We start from the raw sequence: 20,065 nt of genomic DNA on the forward strand, positions 1-20,065 counted from the left end.
GCTAAGCTATTTTTTCTAAAACTTCTACTTCTTCAACAAAATCGTTTAAGAAATATTTTAGTTCACTCAATTCGTATTGTTCTGGATATATTTTTTCATTTACAATTTTAACTGGTGTATAATTAAAATTGTTTTTTGAACACCATTCATATTGTTTTTGTATTTCCTGATTGATCATCATACTAACTGGTTCGGTATGCCATTTTTTCAACCATTTTTTAAGCTCCATTTTTTTTATATGCCAATCTGAAATTGCTTCCACAATTTTGCCGGGAGTTGCTCTATTTATTGTTAAAAGTCTTTCGACAACAATTTTATATGGATTCTCGGCATTTTCAGGATTAACATTAAATAATATATTTAAAAATATTCTGTCCGGAAATTTCAAAACCAAATCAAATGCCTCCTGAAATGTTTTATGACAATGCCCACAACTAGGGCTTAAAACTATCGAAAGTTTAACTCCGGCATTTCTGTTTCCAAAATTCAAACCTCTTAAGTCTTCTAATCCATTTACATTAGGTATTTTTTTAGATAAGAAATTCAATAATGAATAATTTCTTTTAAATTTTTTAAGCTCTTTTACATTGTTATCGCTATTCAATACATTCCTTACAACAGGTTTTATTAATAACCAGGCTGATGTTAAAAGAACCAATGCGAATAAAAACGGAAATATACTAGTCAAACTAAAACTTAGTGTAAACCAATCTGAGGAAAACCAAATAATACTTTGCGAAAAAATCAGAAATGAAACAACCAAACACATTACACACCATTTTTGAATTTCAAATTTTTGTATCCAAATTGAGGTTACAATAATAGGTATCGCCAATAAACTTAAAAAACCTATAAAAATTGTCGAATCTAAAGGTCTCAACAAAATAGCAAGGAAAGATGAACCAAAGAAAATCAAAGGTAAATCTGAAAAATTAATCCATTTATTAGTATTGCTATCAAAATTAATAACTGAACTGCAAGATGTATTAGTGGTTAAATTGCAAAACTTTGAAATAATATTGGTTTTAAAACCTAATTTTTCCTGAACAATAAAAACACTAACGATCAATCCTAAAAGTGAAGTGATCAAAAATACAAGACTAAATACACTATAAGTATTGTAGAAAAATGAAAATCCAAATAAAATCAATAAAGGCATAAAGTATTTTACATCTTTATATTCACTTCTAAAGTTATCTCTTGCTACAACATTATTAGGTTCAATTGCAACGATTACACCATTCCAGTCCAAAAGGAAATTATCGTATGATATTTTTTGGCCTGTTTTTTTATTTGTATCAATTCGAACAAATTCTTTTGTTCTTTCAACCAAAGTCAGTTCATCTTTAAAATAGGCCAAAAAATTGGATGGTAAATTTTCGATTTGTTCTTTCGAAACTCTTACAGCAGCATTCTCCACAGACAACAAATCTAACGAGTCTGTTATCGCAAATAAGCTTGGATAGTTTGGATGAGAAAGAAACAAATCTTTGAACTCATTTTTCACCTCCGAGTACTTATTAATTTGAAGAAATTTCTGTACTAATTTTAACATCGTTTTGTGCCTTTTAAATCGTAATGACAATGCAAATATTGTTGTTTTTATTGGAAAAAAATCACCAAAGGCACACATTTTATTAATTATACTACATACAATTTATAAATTATATCAGTCAGAATAAACACAACAAACCCTTGTATATCAAAGAATTATACTAAATTTATGTTCATAAAATTCTCCAAAAGTCCATTTTCGATTAAGGGTTTTGCTTTTTGCCTAGTTTTGAAATATCAATAACCATAACACGTAAAAACATGACAAGTACGACATTAAAATTAGAAGATTTTGCAGTAGAGAAATTGACAAAAAAACAGCAAAAAACTGTTCGAGGAGGAGATGAACCACAACCCATAACTGATCCAACAAAAGGGGGAACTATCGGGAATAACGGGAATACGTAGACTTACAAAAAAACACTTAAAACATACAAAACAACCCTAATAAATACAAAAATCATGATAAATAAAAAATCAAAATTCGAAGATTTTAGAACGGAAAAAATATCTAAAAATCAACAAAAAGCAGTTCGAGGCGGCGACGGTGAGGACGTAGATCCAACAAAAATAAAAGGTTTGGATGGAAATCCTTAATTGGAAAAAATTAAATATTATTCGCAAACTGAGCTGGAGATACTCCAGTTCTTTTGCGAAATGATTTGGCAAAAGACACTGCGTTTTTAAAACCTACACTTTCAGCAATAGCCTGAGTAGAGTATTTACGATACATGTGATTTGTAATCATTTCATTGATTACGTAATTAATTTTAAGTTCATTTGAGTATTCTCCAAAAGATTTACCAAATCGTTTATTTACAACATAGGATAAATAAGTAGTATTGGTTTTAATTTTTTTAGCAACATACGATAAAGTAAAATCGGGATTTAAATACTCCAATTTATTCTCAAGTGCCAACAATTTTTCGACTATTTTGTTTTCTTTGGCTTCGTCAATACTCAAATTGACATTTTCTTTTTTAAAGAGAACGTCTTCTATTTCAGGCTCATACACTTCATTTTGAGCAATTATTTGATTTTCTTTCTTTTCTAAATTGGCTTTAAATTCTTCAATTAAAGCATTCATTTTCTTATGCGCTTTGTTTTTATCCCTTATGTTTTTTATCAATAAAAACACAATTCCTATTACCAATAAAACGTAAAATACTCTTAATGCTTTGTTTAGCAGTACTTCATTTTCAAACTTTTCCTGAATACCAACCATTTCATCGCTCAAATCTACAGTGCCAAGTTTGTAATTAACTTCTAAAGCCTCATTATTTAACTTTGCTTCTGATTTTTCGTAGTTGTCAAGATAAATTTTAGAATATTTATAAGCTAATTCAGGTTCTTTCTTTATATTATAAATTTTAGCTAAATAGTAATTTGCCTTTAAAAAATTTTCGTCTTTAATATTGTCGGCCTGAGCAATGGAATCCACCCGATTTAAAAAAACGAGTGCTTTATCATACTTTTTTGTTTCGTAATATAAATTACCAAGATTATAATTGGCAAATGTTATTCCTCTACTAATATTGTTTTGTTTGGCAATGAATATAATGTCGTAATAGGTTTTTTCAGCATTTTTAAAATCTCCTTTCAAATTGTAAACATTACCCAAACTTGCTTTAGCAGCTATTTTATTAAGTGGAATATTTTTTGAGTATGAAATTGTTTTTTTGTAAAAATAAGCAGCAGAATCTAACAAATATTTTTTGTTTTGATTTTTCATATAACTGCTTTCGTACGAACCTCCTAAAGTAATATTATTATTACTTTTTATAGTATTGAATTGTTCTTTTGAATAAAGATTTTCATTTTGATCGACTACAATATCAAGTTGTCGTAAATTTTTAATCGCCAACTGGTAATTACCAACAGCTTCATTAACAAAAGCAATATTACCTTTAAACTTTACAATCTGAATAATATCATCCAGTTCCATGGAGAGTTTCATTCCTTGCTGATAATTTTCAAGTGCTCTGCTATAGTTACCTCTCCTGTACTCTGTTAATCCCCCGTAATTATATAAATAAGATTTAAGACGCGTTTTGTCTCTGGATTCAGGCATTTTATCCAAATATTTAAATGCCAAAAGATATCTTTCTTTAGATTTTACTGTGTTATCTTTGAGTTGAAATAAATAAGAAAGTGAAGCATTAGCAAAAGCCAAATGCTTATTATTATTAGACTTTTCCATTCTATATGCATATATAAAAGAGCTGTCTACGTTTCTGTTTGTATTGAGCCGAATTTTATCCTGCAAGAGCAAATATTCCTGTTCTGTTAATTCCTTCTTTTGTTGGGCAAAAGAAGTATTGAGAACAAGAAAAAGTAAAAAAGAGATGATCAGCCTCATTTATTATGTTTTTGGAATTCAAAAATAGTGCATATATTTTCAATAAGCTACATTTAAATTGCCAATTTCCTAATAATTTTATTTTATGAATAAAAAAATATAACAAAATGTTTTTGTTTTGTTATATTTTTATTGCGTAAATTTGTTTTTGTAAAACTACCAAAAAATGAAACCAGACTTATTTCAAGCCCCAGATTACTACAACCTTGACGATTTATTGACAGACGAACATAAATTAGTTCGCGAATCTGCTCGTGCCTGGGTTAAAAGAGAAGTTTCTCCTATTATAGAAGAATATGCTCAAAAAGCAGAATTTCCAAAACAAATCATTAAGGGACTTGGAGAAATAGGTGGTTTTGGCCCTTATATTCCGGTAGAATATGGCGGTGCAGGTTTAGATCAAATTTCTTATGGTTTAATCATGCAGGAAATCGAGCGTGGCGATTCTGGTGTAAGATCTACTTCATCGGTGCAATCTTCCCTAGTTATGTATCCTATCTGGAAATATGGAAACGAAGAACAACGAATGAAATATTTACCTAAACTAGCTACTGGAGAGTTTATGGGCTGTTTTGGTTTGACAGAACCAGATCACGGTTCTGATCCCGGAAGTATGATTACCAACTTTAAAGATATGGGAGATCATTATCTTTTAAATGGTGCCAAAATGTGGATTTCGAATGCTCCATTTGCAGATATTGCCGTTGTTTGGGCAAAAAATGAAGAAGGAAGAATTCACGGTTTAATTGTAGAACGTGGAATGGAAGGTTTTACAACTCCTGAAACACATAACAAATGGTCGCTTCGTGCATCATCAACCGGTGAATTGATTTTTGATAATGTAAAAGTTCCTAAAGAAAATCTTTTACCAAATAAATCCGGATTGGGAGCTCCGCTTGGCTGTTTAGATTCTGCCAGATATGGAATTGCCTGGGGAGCAATTGGCGCTGCAATGGATTGTTACGATACTGCTTTGCGCTATGCAAAAGAGAGAATTCAGTTTGGAAAACCAATTGGAGGAACACAATTGCAACAAAAAAAATTAGCCGAAATGATTACCGAAATCACAAAAGCACAATTACTAACCTGGCGTTTAGGCGTTTTAAGAAACGAGGGAAAAGCAACAACATCTCAAATTTCGATGGCGAAACGTAATAATGTAGACATGGCGATTCATATTGCCAGAGAAGCCAGACAAATGCTGGGCGGAATGGGAATAACAGGCGAATATTCGATTATGCGTCATATGATGAACCTTGAAAGTGTTATTACTTACGAAGGAACCCACGATATACATTTATTGATAACCGGAATGGATGTAACTGGAATTCCAGCATTTAAATAATAAACAACTATTAAAATATTTGCAAAAACAATACGAAAAGCTTCTTCTTACCGAGAAGCTTTTTATCTTTGCAAAAAATTCCACAAATGAATATTGAGACTATAAACAATAGCATTCAACCACAAAAAGATCAATTATTAAGACATTCCTTATATAATAAAATTCAAAGCATTGATGACTTGCACAGCTTCTTAGAGAATCACGTTTTTGCAGTTTGGGATTTTATGTCATTGTTGAAAGCTTTACAAGCCAAACTTACCTGTACTACTACACCGTGGTTTGCAACAAAAAATCCTGAAACCAGATACTTAATCAACGAAATTGTCCTGGCAGAAGAAACAGATTTGACTATTGACGGAAGAAGACAAAGCCATTATGAAATGTATCTTGAAGCCATGGAAGATTGCGGCGCCGATACAAACGGAATCAATACATTTCTATCTGAAGTAAACTCATTGCACAATATTTTTGTCGCTATAAAACAAAGTTCTTTACATCCTGATGTAAAAGCGTTTTTAGATTTTACATTTAGAGTTATCGAGCAAGGTAAACCACACGAAATTGCAGCTGCTTTTACTTTTGGAAGAGAAGATCTGATTCCGAGTATGTTTACTGAAATCCTGAAAAACTTTCAAAAAAATCTTCCTGAAACAGATTTAAGCAAATTGCTTTATTATTTTGAAAGACATATCGAACTTGATGCCGATGAGCACGGGCCAATGGCGATGCAAATGATTTCTGATTTATGTGAAGATGATGCCCAAAAATGGAAAGATGTTGAAGAAATTTCGATTTTAGCCCTGGAAAAACGAATCGGACTTTGGAATGCCATTGAAGAACAAATTCTGCTAAAAACAGAAATGGTATAAAACCAAAACAATATATTTAACGTAACTATTTGTTTAGAATGAACCATCTAATTTCTACAAATTATGAAACCACAATTCAAGCAAATAGTTACTGTTGTTTTTTCTGTTTTCCTTTTAAGCTGTAGTTCTGACGAAATAAGTTCAGAAACTTCAGATTCTCCAATAATTTCAATTCCTAAAATTCCACTTGCAAGTTCTATAAAATATTTGGCTTTGGGCGACAGTTATACTATCGGACAAAGTGTTTGTGAAACTTGTAATTATCCGCAACAACTCAATACAAGTTTAGAAGCGATATATCCGGAAACGAAATTTTCGTTAAAAATAATTGCCAAAACAGGCTGGACAACTTCAAATTTGATTTCGGCAATAAATGAAGACAATCCACAATCTAATTACGATTTGGTGACGCTTTTAATTGGAGTAAACAATCAATATCAGGGCATAAATTTTTCGGTTTACGAAAAAGAATTTCCCGAATTATTGAACAAAGCTATTGCTCTGGCAAAGGGCGATAAAAAAAATGTTGTAGTACTCTCAATTCCTGATTATGCCTTTACTCCTTTTGGGACGATGTTTGGCGGAACTACAAAAATTTCAACCGAAATAGCACAATATAATTCCTTCGCCGAAAATTATTGCAAAGCAAACGAAGTTACTTTTGTTTCTATCACAGACATTACACAAAAAGGAATTCAAATTCCTTCGTTAGTTGCAGGAGACGGCTTGCATCCGTCAAAAGAAGCTTATACTTTATTTGTTGAGCGTATTTTTCCAAAAGTTAAAGTGGCTTTGCAAGATTAGGTTTTTATGTTTCTACGCAATCATTCAAATACAGAACACTTACTTTAAAACCAGTTTTCCTTATCTTTACTATTAGTAAACTACAGCAGAAATGAAAATTGTAGATTTTATTCCAACAGAACAATTAAAGCCATTTATCAACACTTATCTAATTATCGAAAGTCAGGATGAATTGGTTAATAGGGTTTTGCCGGGTACTGCGCTTACGATTGCTTTTCGATGCAAAGGAGATGTCAATTATATTAAAGGAAACAATCAAGAAAGTTTACCTCTTTCTGCAATTTCGGGTATTCGAAAATCGGCGCGATTAATCAATTACTCCAAAAATACTACTACAGTTGTTGTTCATTTTAAAGAAGTTGGAGCCAAAGCCTTTTTTAAAGAACCACTTCATGAATTATTCGAACAAAGTGTTTCTTTAGACAACTTTTTTCCACAACAGAAAATAGCAATTATAGAAGAACTCCTGGCCGAAGCAAAAACCAATAATCAAAGAATTGCCTTAATAGAACAATTCCTTTTGTCAGGGTTACACGATTACAAACCAGATTCGTTAATCACGGCTGCAATTGCTATAATTCAGTCTAAAAAAGGCATTATTAAAATAAAAGATCTGGCAGATACTCTTTTTATAAGTCAGGATGCTTTTGAGAAAAGATTCCGAAAAACAATTGGTTCATCACCCAAACAGTTTTGCTATGTGGTTAGGATTAAATCAATTATCGATCAAAAACAAAACAGCCAAAACCTTATCGAACTTGCATTTGAAGCTGGATATTTTGACCAATCGCATTTCAACAAGGACTTCAAATTGTTCACAGGACAAACCCCGTCTGAATTTTTTAAATTTCCTTCTTTCTGGTAAATCAATGATTTTTTACAATTTATTGGTTTCTATAATCTTGAATTTTACATCAACAAAAAATCAAGAATTATGAAAACACATCTTTTAATCGGAATTATCTTTTTGACATTGTTTAGCTCTAAAACAAATGCTCAATCAGCAATCATTAATTCGCAAATAGAAACCAAAAAATCAGAAAACATGAAACAAATTTTTATCGATAAATTTATCGTTCCCGAAAAATCAAAACAAGAATTTTTACAAAGAGTAAACATCAACAGAAACTTTATTAAAAACTTAAACGGATTTATAAAAGACGAGGCTTACGAACGTACCGACGAGCACGGAAATTTAATTTTCATGACTATTGCCGTTTGGGAAAATGAAGCAGTTTTGAAAAAAGCAAAAGAAGCGGTCCAAGCTTCATATAAAAAAGAAGGTTTTGATATTACCGAAATGCTTACCCGATTAAACATCACAATGGATAGAAATATTTACAAAGAATCAGTAAAACCATAATCGGTAAAATATACTTAATTTTGTAAAAGCTGGCTTTTTAAGATTTAAACAATGCAAGTTTCACCATCAAAAGAATTATCGCCATATATCAAACATTATCTTTTTTTAGATAATGCATCAACTGCTATTCAAAAACTTAGACTGTTTTCTGATGGTAATACTGGTGTGGTATTTTCTTTAAAAAGTAAACTTATATCGGAAATTAATAATGATGAAGTAAAAAAATATTTACCAACTTCTTTTTTATACGGACAGCTTCATGGTTTTAAAGATATTTATTCTGAAAATGAAACATCCTTAATCATTGTCGTTTTCCAGCCTAATGGAATTTACCAATTACTAGGAATTCCTGCCACTGAATTTCAGGATTCTATTATTCCTGTGGAAGAAGTTTTTGACCAAAAAGTTACTGCTCTTCAGGAAAAATTATTCCAGCAAAATAATCAAACACGTGTTGAACTTTTAAATCATTTTTTTAGAAACTTAATTAATAACAAGCTGGTTTCGAATCAATCTATAATAAATAATTCCTTGGATTTTATCCTTACAAACAAAGGAGATTTCTCTGTAAAACAACTAGTTGAACACACCGGCTATACCGAAAGACATCTTGAAAGAAAATTCAAAGAATGCATTGGTCTAAATCCGAAGAAATTTGGGAACGTTATAAGACTACATCATTTTCTAAAATTATTAAAAAATAAATCTGACACCACAAACCTGACAGCGATTTGTTACGATGCCGGATTTTCAGATCAATCGCATTTAATAAAGGATTTTAGAAAACATACCGGAATATTACCCCGGGAATATTTATTTAATAGCGGAAAACTAGCCAATAATCTTATCAAAACTTTTCCTGCTTCAACATTTTAAAATGTCGGTTTTATACAATTTATAGAATATTACTAATGCTATTTTTGATCCAAAATAAATAGCAGAATGTATGAAAAATCTAAAAATAGCAACCACTCAGTTTGAGAATAAAAGTGGCGATAAAAACTATAATTTATCTGTAATCGAACAACTTTCAAAAAAAGCAGCCAATGAGGGTTGTGATGTAATTTCGTTTCATGAATGTTCTATCACCGGATATACCTTTGCAAGGCACTTATCGAAAGAACAGATGCTGAATTTGGCGGAAATTATTCCGAATGGGGAAAGTATTTTAAAACTCACTGAGATTGCAAAAAATAATGACATCATAATATTAGCAGGCCTTTTTGAAAAAGATAAAAATGATAATCTATTCAAAGCTTATGTTTGTGTTGACAAAAATGGATTAGTCGCAAAATATAGAAAATTACATCCGTTTATAAATCCATATCTCACCCCAGGAGATAATTACTGTATTTTTGAAATTAAGGGCTGGAAATGCGGCATTTTAATTTGTTACGACAATAATATTATAGAAAATGTTCGTGCAACAAAACTTTTAGGTGCCGATATTATTTTTATGCCACACGTAACAATGTGTACACCTTCTACCCGACCGGGAGCTGGTTTTGTTGCACCTCAACTTTGGGAAAACCGTGAAGCTGATCCAACTTCTTTACGATTAGAATTTGATGGAATGAAAGGTCGGGATTGGTTAATGAAATGGTTGCCCGCAAGAGCTTATGATAATGCTATTTATGCCGTATTCTCGAATCCAATTGGTATGGACGACGATCAATTAAAAAATGGCTGTTCGATGATTATTGATCCATTTGGAGATATTTTAGCCGAATGCAGAACTTTTGACAACTCTTTTGCTACAGCAATAATTACTCCCGAAAAACTAAGTCAGGCTGGAGGAAATCGTTACATAAAAGCTAGGAGACCAGAATTATATCGGGATATTATTGGGCAGAATCACGAATCTCAGCAAAATGTGGTGTGGTTAAAAACTGATAAAAAAAGTTAAAACTAATAATTTATAGAACTTTCAATACCCGAAGATTTATCTTTACAGAATACATAAATCTACAGAATACAACCAAATAATGGAATTTTTTAAAACAAAAAATGAAGATATCGATGCTGTTTTTGATATCTACAATGCAGCAACGTCTTATCAAAAAACAGTTAATAATAAAAGCTGGAGAGGTTTTGAAAGAGCACTTATCGAAAAAGAAATAGCAGAAAATCGACATTTCATCATCAAAGAAGGAAATGAAATTGCCTGTACATTTGTTATTACTTTTAATGATTTAATAATCTGGAAAGAAGCGAGTGCAGATCCTGCAATTTATCTTCATCGTATTGCAACAAATCCAAAATTCAGAGGACAATCGTACGTCAAAAAAATCGTTGAATGGGCAAAAACGTATGCAAAAGAAAATAACAAATCATACATAAGACTTGACACACACAGTGGAAACGAAAGAATAAACAAATACTATATGAGTTGTGGTTTTGGCTACAAAGGCATAAGTACCATCGAATGGACAAGCGAATTACCTGAACATTATAAAGAAGGCTCTTTTAGTTTGTTTGAGATTAAAGTTTAATTAATCTTTTCTACAAAATAAAGAAGCTGCCTCAGAACACAGACAGCTTCTTTATTTATACATTTAACAAGTCAAAACTATAATTGTAATTTATTAAAGATTTCTCTTTTTCATTTTCAATCCAGGCTTTTTCTTCATGACTTACTTTCATTATTTGCGAAGCATTCATACCTTTAAAAATATTTGCAATTACATTAAGAATCTTTAATTCAAATTCACTGAACAATTCCGAATTAAAGCTTTTATACTCTGTCAGTGAAAATTTTTCTCCAATTATACCATTTCCAAAATCCTCTCCTTTAAGTTCTATTAACTGTTGATCTGCCATGTATTCGTAAATTGTACGAAATTTTATTGGTACTGGTCCATAATTATGTGCCATATATGTTGTGCCACTTATTGAATATGCTGTTTTTTTATAATTTAAAAAGTCCGAATAAAATAATAATTTATTCATTGCTGTAATAGTTGGCTGTAGCTTTTCTGTAAAAAACAATACCATTTCTGATAATTTATTTATATCAGTTTTTTTATATCCAGTCATTAAGCATGGGATGTTATCGCCGTAATATAAATTTAAATATTTTTCAATATGATAATTTTTATCGTTTTCTATTGATTCTATAAATTCAATTCTCTCTAATATTTTTGCTTTCTCAGAGTCTCTTAAATCTTTATTCCGCTCGACTAATTGTTTAAAAACACTATGATTCCCTATAATAGATTGAATTAAGTTACCAATAACTAAGCTTGGAACTTCTCCTTTTTCATAATGTCTATAGCTATTTGGTCCTAATCCTAATATCAATGACATTTTATTTGCAGATAGTTCGTATTTTATTCTAATATTATAAATTTCATCAGGAAATGGAATATTATGTAAATCTCTATATTGATTATAAACTTGATTTATATTTAATTCATCTAATTCTGTTGTTGTGATCTTTTCATTAGTATCCTCACATAAATAATAGTGAAACACATAACTAAATTCTTTATTACGAAATATTAAAATACTTTTTTCTTTTCGTAAAATCATCTCTTTATTTGTAAAAGGACTTTTCATTTTATGTTACTTTTAAGGGGGTAATTTATTGGAGCTTCTGCAATGTGAAATGAAATACAAATTATATTATTGGTCTTTTTGTTAACAGTTAATTTAATGTAGATTTCTGTTTTTTTAACTGTTTTGCCAAAAACCCACATATCTGTTCCATTTTGTTGAGTTTCATTTAAAGGTCCTTCGGAATAATCTTCTGTTTCTAAACTGACAATGATTTCCAAACGTCTATTAGCTGTAATACCAATGTCTGCAAGGTGTTGCAAACTATTTTTAGGTCTATGCAAAAATACTATAGGCCAAATATTTAAGAATTGTTTTAATTCATTTAAAAAAACTTTTACCTCTCTTTCTAAAGCCATTAACATCAAATTGTATGCAAATATATTTAAAGATACAAAATTTCAACCATAAAGTAACACAATTAACACATTTTAATACTTATTGCAACTTTAAAGACTAATAAAAAAATAGTAGAGCAAAAGCAAAGCTTTTATTTTAGATTCGAAAAATAATCATGTTTGTAGATAAAAAAAACCGTAGTTCCATTCTTAATGAAATTACGGTTTTATCTTGCAGAGAGGAAGGGATTCGAACCCTCGATACAGTTACCCATATACTAGCTTTCCAGGCTAGCTCCTTAAACCACTCGGACACCTCTCTATTTTGGTTTGCAAAGAACAAAAAAAAAACTGAGTTAGAAAAACAAAATCAAAGATTACTTACATGCTTTTTCTAAATTCTTCCATAAACAGTTTTACGGCTTTCTTTTGATACGCACCTTCAATCGTTAACATAAACGAATCCCTTTGCGTTGTAACTCCCGTAATGTTAATTGCCTTTATATTATTCCACCCTTGTAAAGCTTTCTCTGTCACAATGGTAGCCCAATAATCACTATCGCCTACCAAACGTAATAAAGCATGAACTGCGTTTAATTCTATCGAAACTTTTGGTTTCATATTGTTTTTTAAAAACAATTCATCCAAAAACTCTCTCGAATTAAATCCTTTTACCGGTAAAATAAGTGGAAGATCTTCTATTTTTTTAAAAGTTATCTTATCTAAAACGGCTAATGGATGTGCTTTTGAAACAGCCAAAACCAATTTTGACCTAAACAACGGCTCTTTTTGAAAAGGAAGTTCAATTTCATTAGAAGAAATGACCAAAACCAAATCTAATTCGTTGTTTAAAAGTTTTTGTTCCAAAGGTTCCGTTGTGCCATATTCAACAACAATTTTTAAATGCGGATATGTTTTAGCAAACAAATTTACAACCGGCAAAACTAAAAGTCCGAAAATATAGGTTACGCCAATTCGCAATTCGCCGCCAATCATTTGGTTCAAATCGTCAATCGCCTGTTTGCCGCTTTGTACATTTTCTATAATTTGTTTGGCATGAACCAGGAAAACAGAACCTGCTTCGGTAAGTTGAACTTTTTTACCAATCCTTACAAACAAAGGCATTCCCAGTTCTTCTTCAAGCTTTTTTATTTGTTGAGACAAACCGGATTGCGTTACAAAGCATAATTCGGCAGCTTTTGTAAAATGAAGGACTTCGGCTGTTTTAATAAAATATTCTAATTGATAAATCTCCATATCGATAAGTTTAAATACTTATTATCAGTAAAATTATTAATTTTTCTAATGAAATCATAATCCCGAACTTTGTAAAAAATATTTAAGGTTATGTTTAAAGCGTTAAGATCAAAAAACTTCAAGTTATTCTTTTACGGACAATCTGTTTCTGTTGTTGGAACGTGGTTACAGAAAACAGGTGTAAGCTGGATGGTTTACAGTGTTACAGGTTCTGTTTTCTTATTAGGATTAACTACCTTTTTAAGTATGATTCCATCTTTGTTTTTGGCACCATTAGCAGGAAGCATTATTGGACGTTACGACAGACACAAAGCCATGATTTTATTACAGTCTCTCGCAATGTTTCAGGCTGGAGCTTTGGCTTTATTGATTTACTTTAAAATATATAATATCAATTTTATTTTAGCATTAAGTCTTTTTCAGGGAATTATAAACTCTTTTGATATGACTTGCAGACAAACGATGATGATTGACATTGTTGACAATAAAGAAGATTTATCAAACGCGGTTGCCCTAAATTCTACTTTGAATAATTTTGCCCGAATTGCAGGTCCTGCTCTCGCCGGAATTATTTTACACCAATATGGCGAAGACATTTGTTTTATTGGAAATTTCCTTAGCTACATTCCCGTTTTAATTTCTTTATTAATGATGAAAATAACTCCGCATATTAAAGCAAAAGATAAATTTAAAATGCTGGAAGATTTTATCGAAGGTTTTGATTATGTAAAAAAAGAAGTAGAAATGGCAAAAATGCTTTTGATGCTAATGTGCAGCAGCTTATTCGTTATTTCTTTTAATACTTTAATGCCTGTTTTTGCAAAAGATATTTTTAGCGGAAACGCCCAAACTTTCAGCTGGTTTGAAAGCGCAGCCGGAATTGGTTCTATTTTATCAGCCATTTATCTGGCAAATCTTAAAAGATCTGATATTATGGGCAAAATAATGATTGCTGCGAGCTTATTATTAGGTTTTAGCATCATTATACTAGCCTATTCAAATAGTTTAACTGTGGCGCTTATTTGCATGGCTTTGAGCGGTGTAGGGATGATGGCACAAACCTCATCTATAAACATTTACATTCAAACGCAAAGTGCCGTTAATATGCGTTCAAGAAGCATTAGTTATTATTTAATGGCCTATCAGGGAATGATTCCGGTAGGAAGTTTAATCATTGGTTACGTTTCACACATCATCGGAACCAGAAATACAGTTGCCATTCAGGGAATTATCTGTATTATTTCGGTAATTGTTTATGTGTATTATAAAAAACAGAGTGCTGAAGAAGAGTTGGAAACTTGTCCGGTTCAGTATAAAGATTAAAAATTCCAATTTTTTTAAATCCAAATTCCAATCGTCTATCTACAATCTTGTCATTTCGAGGAACGAGAAATCTCCACAAGAAACTCGACAAAGACTGGTACATTAGGAACGGAGCTACTTGCAGCATCTCGACTCCGCTCGATCTGACAAACGAAATCAATTCATTTTTTTAACTTCTTCTAAAATGAACTTATATCACTTATATGGTGAAATAATTTTATAATGAAATTTCCCCACGCAGCGCCGTTTCAAAAACATCTTTAAATTCAGCTGGCGGAATATTATGACCCAACAAATACATCAATTTTGTAATTGCGGCTTCTGTAGTAATATCTTTTCCTGAAATAACGCCCAGAGATTTTAGTTTTGTACTTGTTTCGTATTGTCCCATATTTACACTTCCGCCAGAACATTGTGTAACATTTACAATATGAAGGCCGGATTGAATGGCTTTCTGTATTAAATTTAAAAACCAATCTTCGGTTGGAGCATTTCCTGATCCATAGGTTTCTAAAACAATCCCTTTTAAATCCTTAATTTCAAGAATTGAAGACAAAACAACTTCGCTCATTCCCGGAAACATTTTTATTATAGCAACATGATTGTCTAATTTTTTATGGACAATTAGTTTCGCCTCTTTTTTTACAGGAAGAAATAAATGTGAGTTTAATTTAAGATGAACACCGGATTCTACCAATTCAGGATAATTAGGCGCTGTAAAAGCTCTAAAATGTTCTGCATTTACTTTTGAAGTTCGGTTTCCCCTGTACAATTTATATTCAAAATACAAGCAAACTTCTTTGATAACCGGTTCTCCGTTTTCCTGAAGAGAAGCAATTTGAATTGCCGTTATCAGGTTTTCTTTTGCATCGGTACGCAAATCACCAATTGGCAATTGAGAACCCGTAAACACAACCGGTTTTGCCAAATTCTCCAGCATAAAACTCAATGCAGATGCCGAATATGACATTGTATCTGAACCATGTAATACTATAAATCCATCATAAGAATTATAATTCTCTTCGATGATTTCAGCAATTTTCGTCCACATTTCAGGATTCATGTTCGATGAATCTATTGGGTGTTCGAATGAAACTGTTTCAATTTCGCAATCTAATTGTTCAATTTCAGGAATGTTCTGCAATAGTTTATCAAAGTTAAACGCTTTGAGTGCACCAGTTGCAAAATCTTTGCTCATACCGATGGTTCCGCCGGTATAAATTAAAAGTATTTTAGCTTTAGATGACATCCTGATACTTTAGTTTATTAACAACTGGATTGGCATACATTGATAAAAATCCTAGTCTTGTAACAGGATTATCGCTGCCAATACGCATTTCTAAACGACGCTCAAAAAGTGATTTCTCAGTTTCTTTGTACAAATGAGAGAACTTATCAGTTTCGTTTAATATATCGTAAGCAATAAAATTTGTTGGCCACAATTGGTAATTCTTCAAGATAGAATCATCAATTACTTGTGCCAGCGCCTGAACTTGTTTGTTGGCATTGTCATTTTCAGCCACAATCTTATCTATTTCTGTATCCAGAACATCACCAACAGAAATATGTATTCTTTTTTTGGTTCCCATAATACCACTCAAAATGGTCATGAAATCCTCATTTTTATCTTTAACGTAAACTTCATTGTTTGCTTCTGCCATTAATTGCGGCATTTTCAAAACATCCGTAGGATCATATTCGTATGAAATTGAAACCGGAACGATTCTTAATTTCTTAAAATAATCCATCAAATTGGCTTCATCAGAGCCCATTCCAATCATTTTTAAAACGCCAGGGTTAGTTTCGTCGTTTCCGTCTTTCGTACGTCCTTCTCTTTGAGCTATCCAAACCGAACGATTTTCGCGAAGCAATAATTGTCCCATATATTCTGCCAGCAATTTAGAACTCTGCAGCATTTCTCTCGGCGTTAAACCTCTTAAAACCAAAAAGTTTCTATTCAGTTTTGCCAATGTGCTCAAAAATGCTTTTTTAACCAGATTGTCTCCAATTGCAGATGCTGTCATTACCAAACCATGCTCGAACAAACAAACATTTAATAAGGTTGTATCTAAAAGAATATCTCTGTGATTCGAAATAAATAAGTAAGAAGTATTTTTTTCAAGTTTCTCAAATCCTGAAGTTGTAAGTCCTTCAGAACTTTTTTCAAGAACCTTTTGGATGGTATTATAAATAAAGTTGCATTGAAAATCACGAATCGAATGTGTTTTCTTAAGCTGCTCTTTCCAAACCTCATCTTCTACTTCCGGAAAAGTAAAGTTCATCATGGTTTTCATCATCGGATGATTGACAACATCATGAAGTGCTTCATTTATTTCAGAATCATAAAACGGTCGAATGGCATCAAATTTCTGCATTAATATCTATTTTTAGTGGGCAAAAGAACAAAAAAAAAACTAAAGTTAAGTAACTATAGGGTTAAATCCCAAAAACGTCTTTTGAATTTTGCGTTGTAATTGTCGCTATTTCTTCTTCAGAAACATCATATATATCGGCTAATTTGGCAATAACATTTACCAAATAACCGCTTTCATTTCGTTTTCCGCGATACGGAATTGGTGCTAAATACGGCGAATCAGTTTCAAGAACGATATGTTTTAATTCGATTTGATTTAAAAATTGATCAATTTTTCCGTTCTTAAAAGTTACAACTCCGCCAATTCCCAGTTTCATATTATAGGATATTGCCTGTAAAGCTTGTTCGTGAGTTCCGGAGAAACAGTGAAAAATCCCAAACAAATCATCTGATTTTTCTTCTTCCAAAATTGCAAAAATTTCATCAAAAGCTTCGCGACAATGAATTACGATTGGCAGTTTGTATTGTTTTGCTAATTGGATTTGTCTTTTAAAAGCAATTTGCTGTTCTTTTAAATGTGTTTTATCCCAATACAAATCAATCCCGATTTCACCAACGGCGTAGAATTTTCTTTTCGCCAATTCAGCTTCAACGTGCTTCAACTCCTCCAGATAATTATCTTTCACGTAAGTGGGATGCAAACCCATCATTAAAAACACATTATCCGGATAATTTTGCTCTAAATCGTACATTGATTGTGTTGCAGCGGCATCTATTGCAGGAATAAAAAAGCGGGTTACACCGGCATCAATGGCTCTTTGAATCATTTCGTCGCGATCCTGATCAAATTCTTCAGAATATAAATGGGTATGTGTATCGGTAATTATTGTCGTTGAATTCAATTTTCTAATTTTTAAAGGTTCAAAATTACGACAATATTAAAAACTTTCCCAATTTGAATGTTATGACAAAAATGGCACACGGGTGACACGGATTCACTTCGTGAAAACGCGGATTGGGCGCGGATTTTTTTCTCTTTGCCGCAAAGTAAACCCGACAGGTTTTTAAACCCTGTCAGGTTTGAATACGAATAAAAACTTTGTCAAAGTTTTAAACTTTGACAAAGGTAGCTCTGATGATTCTCTTTGTGGACTTCTCCCGAAGCTTCGGGATCGCTCAGTCTAACAAAGCAAGCGACAAATTAATATTCACTTTTATTTCCCGTTTTTAGCAAACAATTTAGCTCTATCCAATACTTCGTCTTTTCCTTGTTGAGCACCAAAAATAGTTGGTTTTACTTCAATATCAGGAACAATACCGATGCGTTGCGTTTCTTTTTTATTTGGATAAAAAACACCTGCTGAAGTAAAAGAGGAATCAAAACCTTTGATAATCTTAAAGTAATAATTTGGACCGTCGGCACCAGAAGTTTGACTGCCAATAACAGTTGTATTTGGTGCCGTTTGCAAACTCATTGCTGTTTGTTCTCCAAAACTATGAGTTCCAGAATTTACCAAAACAATTACTTTGCCTTTGTAATAATCTGTATTGATTTTACCACATTCTTCCATCTCATCACTAAAATAGTAACGTCCAGGATAACTCAAATCCTGATAAAGTAATCTCAAAATAGGTTTCGGTTCCGGATTTAAATATTCACTAACTAAAAAATCGGTGTATGTAGGTCTGTTTCTAACATCGAAAATTATAGCTTGTGTATTCTTTAATTTCTCCATCATTTCCGGCACTTCTTCTTTTGGTACTTTATTCATTTTCACGTAACCAATGTTGTTTTCCAGAATTTCCCAATTTGGACTATTTTTTGGCGGTGATCTTTTAATTTTTCCATTCGGATAACGATGTATTTTTTTTACCGAAGTGACATTATCTCTAATAAATTCAACTTCAAAATCATCTGTATTTCCTGTAAACATTACAAGGGTCCCATTTAATATAGCCGCTGGCCTATTAGAACCCTGCATATATTTTAGGAGTTCGTCTAATTTTTGAGCGACCGTTATGCCGTCAATTTTAGTGATAACGTCTCCTATTTTTAAATCGTCAATCTTTGCTAAAGAATCATTTGCTATAGTAGTAATTACGGCTTTATCATCTATGAATTTAGTCCCAAAAGCAGTATATTTCTCCCCGCCTAAATACTGCATCATTTGCATATTAAAAGTCGCTGCATGAGTATCGTTAAGTTTAATAGATATTTCGCGCATTGCTAATAAAAACTCTTTTTCAGAAGCCGAAGCACTTATGTGTGGTAAAATTTCAACCAAAGCATCATCCCATTTTTGATCCATTTTATATTTATATGGGAAAAAATATTCTACATAGTTCCAAAAACGGAATAAAGTAAGAAGACGTAAATTTTTATTTGTCCATAAAACTTCTGCATATTCCGGCTCGTTAACAAACTGAAAACTGACTTCTTTTCCTTCACGGTTTACATAATGATTTGCTCCTTGAAATCTATTGTCTGTTATAAATTTCAATTTATTAGAAAGGCTTTTAGAAAACAATTTGTCTTTTTGTATCCAGTCTAAGTTTAGATTTTCATTAAAAAAATCTTTTTTCGGATCATCAGCAAGAGGTTTATTTGTGGGTACAACTCCCAGATCATCTATCCATTTTTCTATTACTGCTGAATATTCTTCTTTGTTTTTTGCGCTTTCAATTTTCGGCAAAACCTCAAAAAGTTTTTCATCCCAATTAAAATCGCCGTTGGCGACTTTTGGGTGATAATATTTTAGAAAACCCCAAACTTTGCAGGTTGCAGCAAGTTTTTCGGTTTCGGTAATTTTAGCACCAAAGATGGTTTGAGAAAGAACAAGAAGAAATAATAAAGTAATTTTTTTCATTCGTTAATTTGGATTAAAATCATAAGGTATCGTGGTAAATTCTTAATAAAAAAATCGAATTTAGATATTAAAATCTAAATTCGATTACGGGTTTACGTAAAGTGACAAAAGTTTATA

General features: G+C 31.8%; 20 protein-coding genes and 1 tRNA gene. 11 read left to right on the forward strand and 10 right to left on the reverse strand.

Annotated features, from left to right (window positions below; translation table 11 throughout):
* Position 1: 1 nt before the first annotated feature.
* The gene (locus AC4FQ3_RS08790; RefSeq protein ID WP_042563300.1) at positions 2 to 1,555 is read right to left on the reverse strand and encodes a vitamin K epoxide reductase family protein; all 1,554 of its coding nucleotides are present in this window, start codon (positions 1,553 to 1,555) and stop codon (positions 2 to 4) included.
* Between the two features lie 260 nt (positions 1,556 to 1,815).
* Between AC4FQ3_RS08790 and AC4FQ3_RS08795 the strand changes: the two genes are divergently transcribed.
* Both AC4FQ3_RS08795 and AC4FQ3_RS08800 read left to right on the forward strand, forming a co-directional pair.
* Positions 1,816 to 1,962: an rSAM-modified peptide gene (locus AC4FQ3_RS08795; protein WP_491181609.1), complete on the forward strand. Its 147-nt coding sequence runs from the start codon at positions 1,816 to 1,818 to the stop codon at positions 1,960 to 1,962.
* 54 nt (positions 1,963 to 2,016) lie between these two features.
* Complete coding sequence (locus tag AC4FQ3_RS08800) at positions 2,017 to 2,151, forward strand: rSAM-modified peptide (RefSeq protein WP_491181610.1); 135 nt, start codon at positions 2,017 to 2,019, stop codon at positions 2,149 to 2,151.
* A 10-nt stretch (positions 2,152 to 2,161) separates the two neighbouring features.
* On the opposite strand, the gene AC4FQ3_RS08805 is transcribed toward AC4FQ3_RS08800, so the two are convergent.
* On the reverse strand, positions 2,162 to 2,569 hold the full coding sequence (locus AC4FQ3_RS08805; protein WP_371197935.1) for a helix-turn-helix domain-containing protein: 408 nt from the start codon (positions 2,567 to 2,569) through the stop codon (positions 2,162 to 2,164).
* Between the two features lie 1,510 nt (positions 2,570 to 4,079).
* On the opposite strand from AC4FQ3_RS08805, the gene AC4FQ3_RS08810 reads away from it, so the two are divergent.
* The 8 genes from AC4FQ3_RS08810 to AC4FQ3_RS08845 all read left to right on the forward strand — a co-directional run bounded on the left by AC4FQ3_RS08810 (position 4,080) and on the right by AC4FQ3_RS08845 (position 10,786).
* The gene (locus AC4FQ3_RS08810; protein WP_042563298.1) at positions 4,080 to 5,258 is read left to right on the forward strand and encodes an acyl-CoA dehydrogenase family protein; all 1,179 of its coding nucleotides are present in this window, start codon (positions 4,080 to 4,082) and stop codon (positions 5,256 to 5,258) included.
* Positions 5,259 to 5,344: 86 nt separating this feature from the next.
* Positions 5,345 to 6,127 (forward strand): DUF3050 domain-containing protein, encoded by a 783-nt coding sequence (locus tag AC4FQ3_RS08815; RefSeq protein WP_491181611.1) that lies wholly within the window; start codon positions 5,345 to 5,347, stop codon positions 6,125 to 6,127.
* Between the two features lie 63 nt (positions 6,128 to 6,190).
* The gene (locus AC4FQ3_RS08820; RefSeq protein WP_491181612.1) at positions 6,191 to 6,931 is read left to right on the forward strand and encodes an SGNH/GDSL hydrolase family protein; all 741 of its coding nucleotides are present in this window, start codon (positions 6,191 to 6,193) and stop codon (positions 6,929 to 6,931) included.
* Between the two features lie 91 nt (positions 6,932 to 7,022).
* Positions 7,023 to 7,796 carry an AraC family transcriptional regulator gene (locus tag AC4FQ3_RS08825; protein ID WP_491181613.1) on the forward strand — a complete coding sequence of 258 codons (774 nt, stop codon included), beginning with the start codon at positions 7,023 to 7,025 and terminating at the stop codon, positions 7,794 to 7,796.
* A gap of 69 nt (positions 7,797 to 7,865) precedes the next feature.
* The gene (locus AC4FQ3_RS08830) at positions 7,866 to 8,294 is read left to right on the forward strand and encodes an antibiotic biosynthesis monooxygenase family protein (RefSeq protein ID WP_491181614.1); all 429 of its coding nucleotides are present in this window, start codon (positions 7,866 to 7,868) and stop codon (positions 8,292 to 8,294) included.
* Between the two features lie 51 nt (positions 8,295 to 8,345).
* Positions 8,346 to 9,170 carry an AraC family transcriptional regulator gene (locus AC4FQ3_RS08835; RefSeq protein WP_491181615.1) on the forward strand — a complete coding sequence of 275 codons (825 nt, stop codon included), beginning with the start codon at positions 8,346 to 8,348 and terminating at the stop codon, positions 9,168 to 9,170.
* A gap of 70 nt (positions 9,171 to 9,240) precedes the next feature.
* A complete protein-coding gene (locus AC4FQ3_RS08840; RefSeq protein WP_491181616.1) occupies positions 9,241 to 10,200 on the forward strand; it encodes a nitrilase family protein in 960 nt (319 codons plus the stop codon).
* A 79-nt stretch (positions 10,201 to 10,279) separates the two neighbouring features.
* On the forward strand, positions 10,280 to 10,786 hold the full coding sequence (locus AC4FQ3_RS08845) for a GNAT family N-acetyltransferase (protein ID WP_491181617.1): 507 nt from the start codon (positions 10,280 to 10,282) through the stop codon (positions 10,784 to 10,786).
* A gap of 55 nt (positions 10,787 to 10,841) precedes the next feature.
* Here the strand turns inward: AC4FQ3_RS08845 and AC4FQ3_RS08850 are convergent, their stop codons facing one another.
* The 4 genes from AC4FQ3_RS08850 to AC4FQ3_RS08865 all read right to left on the reverse strand — a co-directional run bounded on the left by AC4FQ3_RS08850 (position 10,842) and on the right by AC4FQ3_RS08865 (position 13,444).
* Positions 10,842 to 11,852, reverse strand: a complete 1,011-nt coding sequence (locus tag AC4FQ3_RS08850; RefSeq protein WP_491181618.1) for a type II toxin-antitoxin system antitoxin SocA domain-containing protein — start codon at positions 11,850 to 11,852, stop codon at positions 10,842 to 10,844.
* The gene (locus AC4FQ3_RS08855) at positions 11,849 to 12,208 is read right to left on the reverse strand and encodes a type II toxin-antitoxin system MqsR family toxin (RefSeq protein ID WP_491181619.1); all 360 of its coding nucleotides are present in this window, start codon (positions 12,206 to 12,208) and stop codon (positions 11,849 to 11,851) included. Before AC4FQ3_RS08855 ends, AC4FQ3_RS08850 begins: the two co-directional genes overlap by 4 nt.
* A 214-nt stretch (positions 12,209 to 12,422) precedes the next feature.
* Positions 12,423 to 12,509: transfer RNA gene (locus AC4FQ3_RS08860), tRNA-Ser, on the reverse strand.
* Between the two features lie 59 nt (positions 12,510 to 12,568).
* Positions 12,569 to 13,444, reverse strand: coding sequence for a LysR substrate-binding domain-containing protein (locus AC4FQ3_RS08865; protein ID WP_042563293.1), 876 nt, complete (start codon positions 13,442 to 13,444; stop codon positions 12,569 to 12,571).
* A 90-nt stretch (positions 13,445 to 13,534) separates the two neighbouring features.
* Between AC4FQ3_RS08865 and AC4FQ3_RS08870 the strand changes: the two genes are divergently transcribed.
* Positions 13,535 to 14,767 carry an MFS transporter gene (locus AC4FQ3_RS08870; protein WP_491181620.1) on the forward strand — a complete coding sequence of 411 codons (1,233 nt, stop codon included), beginning with the start codon at positions 13,535 to 13,537 and terminating at the stop codon, positions 14,765 to 14,767.
* A gap of 217 nt (positions 14,768 to 14,984) precedes the next feature.
* Here AC4FQ3_RS08870 and AC4FQ3_RS08875 read toward each other — a convergent pair whose 3' ends face one another.
* The 4 genes from AC4FQ3_RS08875 to AC4FQ3_RS08890 all read right to left on the reverse strand — a co-directional run bounded on the left by AC4FQ3_RS08875 (position 14,985) and on the right by AC4FQ3_RS08890 (position 19,948).
* Positions 14,985 to 16,016, reverse strand: a complete 1,032-nt coding sequence (locus tag AC4FQ3_RS08875; protein WP_491181621.1) for an asparaginase — start codon at positions 16,014 to 16,016, stop codon at positions 14,985 to 14,987.
* A complete protein-coding gene (locus tag AC4FQ3_RS08880; RefSeq protein WP_491181622.1) occupies positions 16,006 to 17,142 on the reverse strand; it encodes a 1-acyl-sn-glycerol-3-phosphate acyltransferase in 1,137 nt (378 codons plus the stop codon). Before AC4FQ3_RS08880 ends, AC4FQ3_RS08875 begins: the two co-directional genes overlap by 11 nt.
* Positions 17,143 to 17,203: 61 nt before the next feature.
* Entirely contained in the window at positions 17,204 to 17,983 is a 780-nt protein-coding gene (locus AC4FQ3_RS08885; protein ID WP_491181623.1) for a TatD family hydrolase, read from the reverse strand.
* 312 nt (positions 17,984 to 18,295) lie between these two features.
* A complete protein-coding gene (locus tag AC4FQ3_RS08890; RefSeq protein WP_491181624.1) occupies positions 18,296 to 19,948 on the reverse strand; it encodes a S41 family peptidase in 1,653 nt (550 codons plus the stop codon).
* Positions 19,949 to 20,065 lie beyond the last annotated feature (117 nt).

Source organism: Flavobacterium sp. AK-345 (assembly GCF_058310175.1).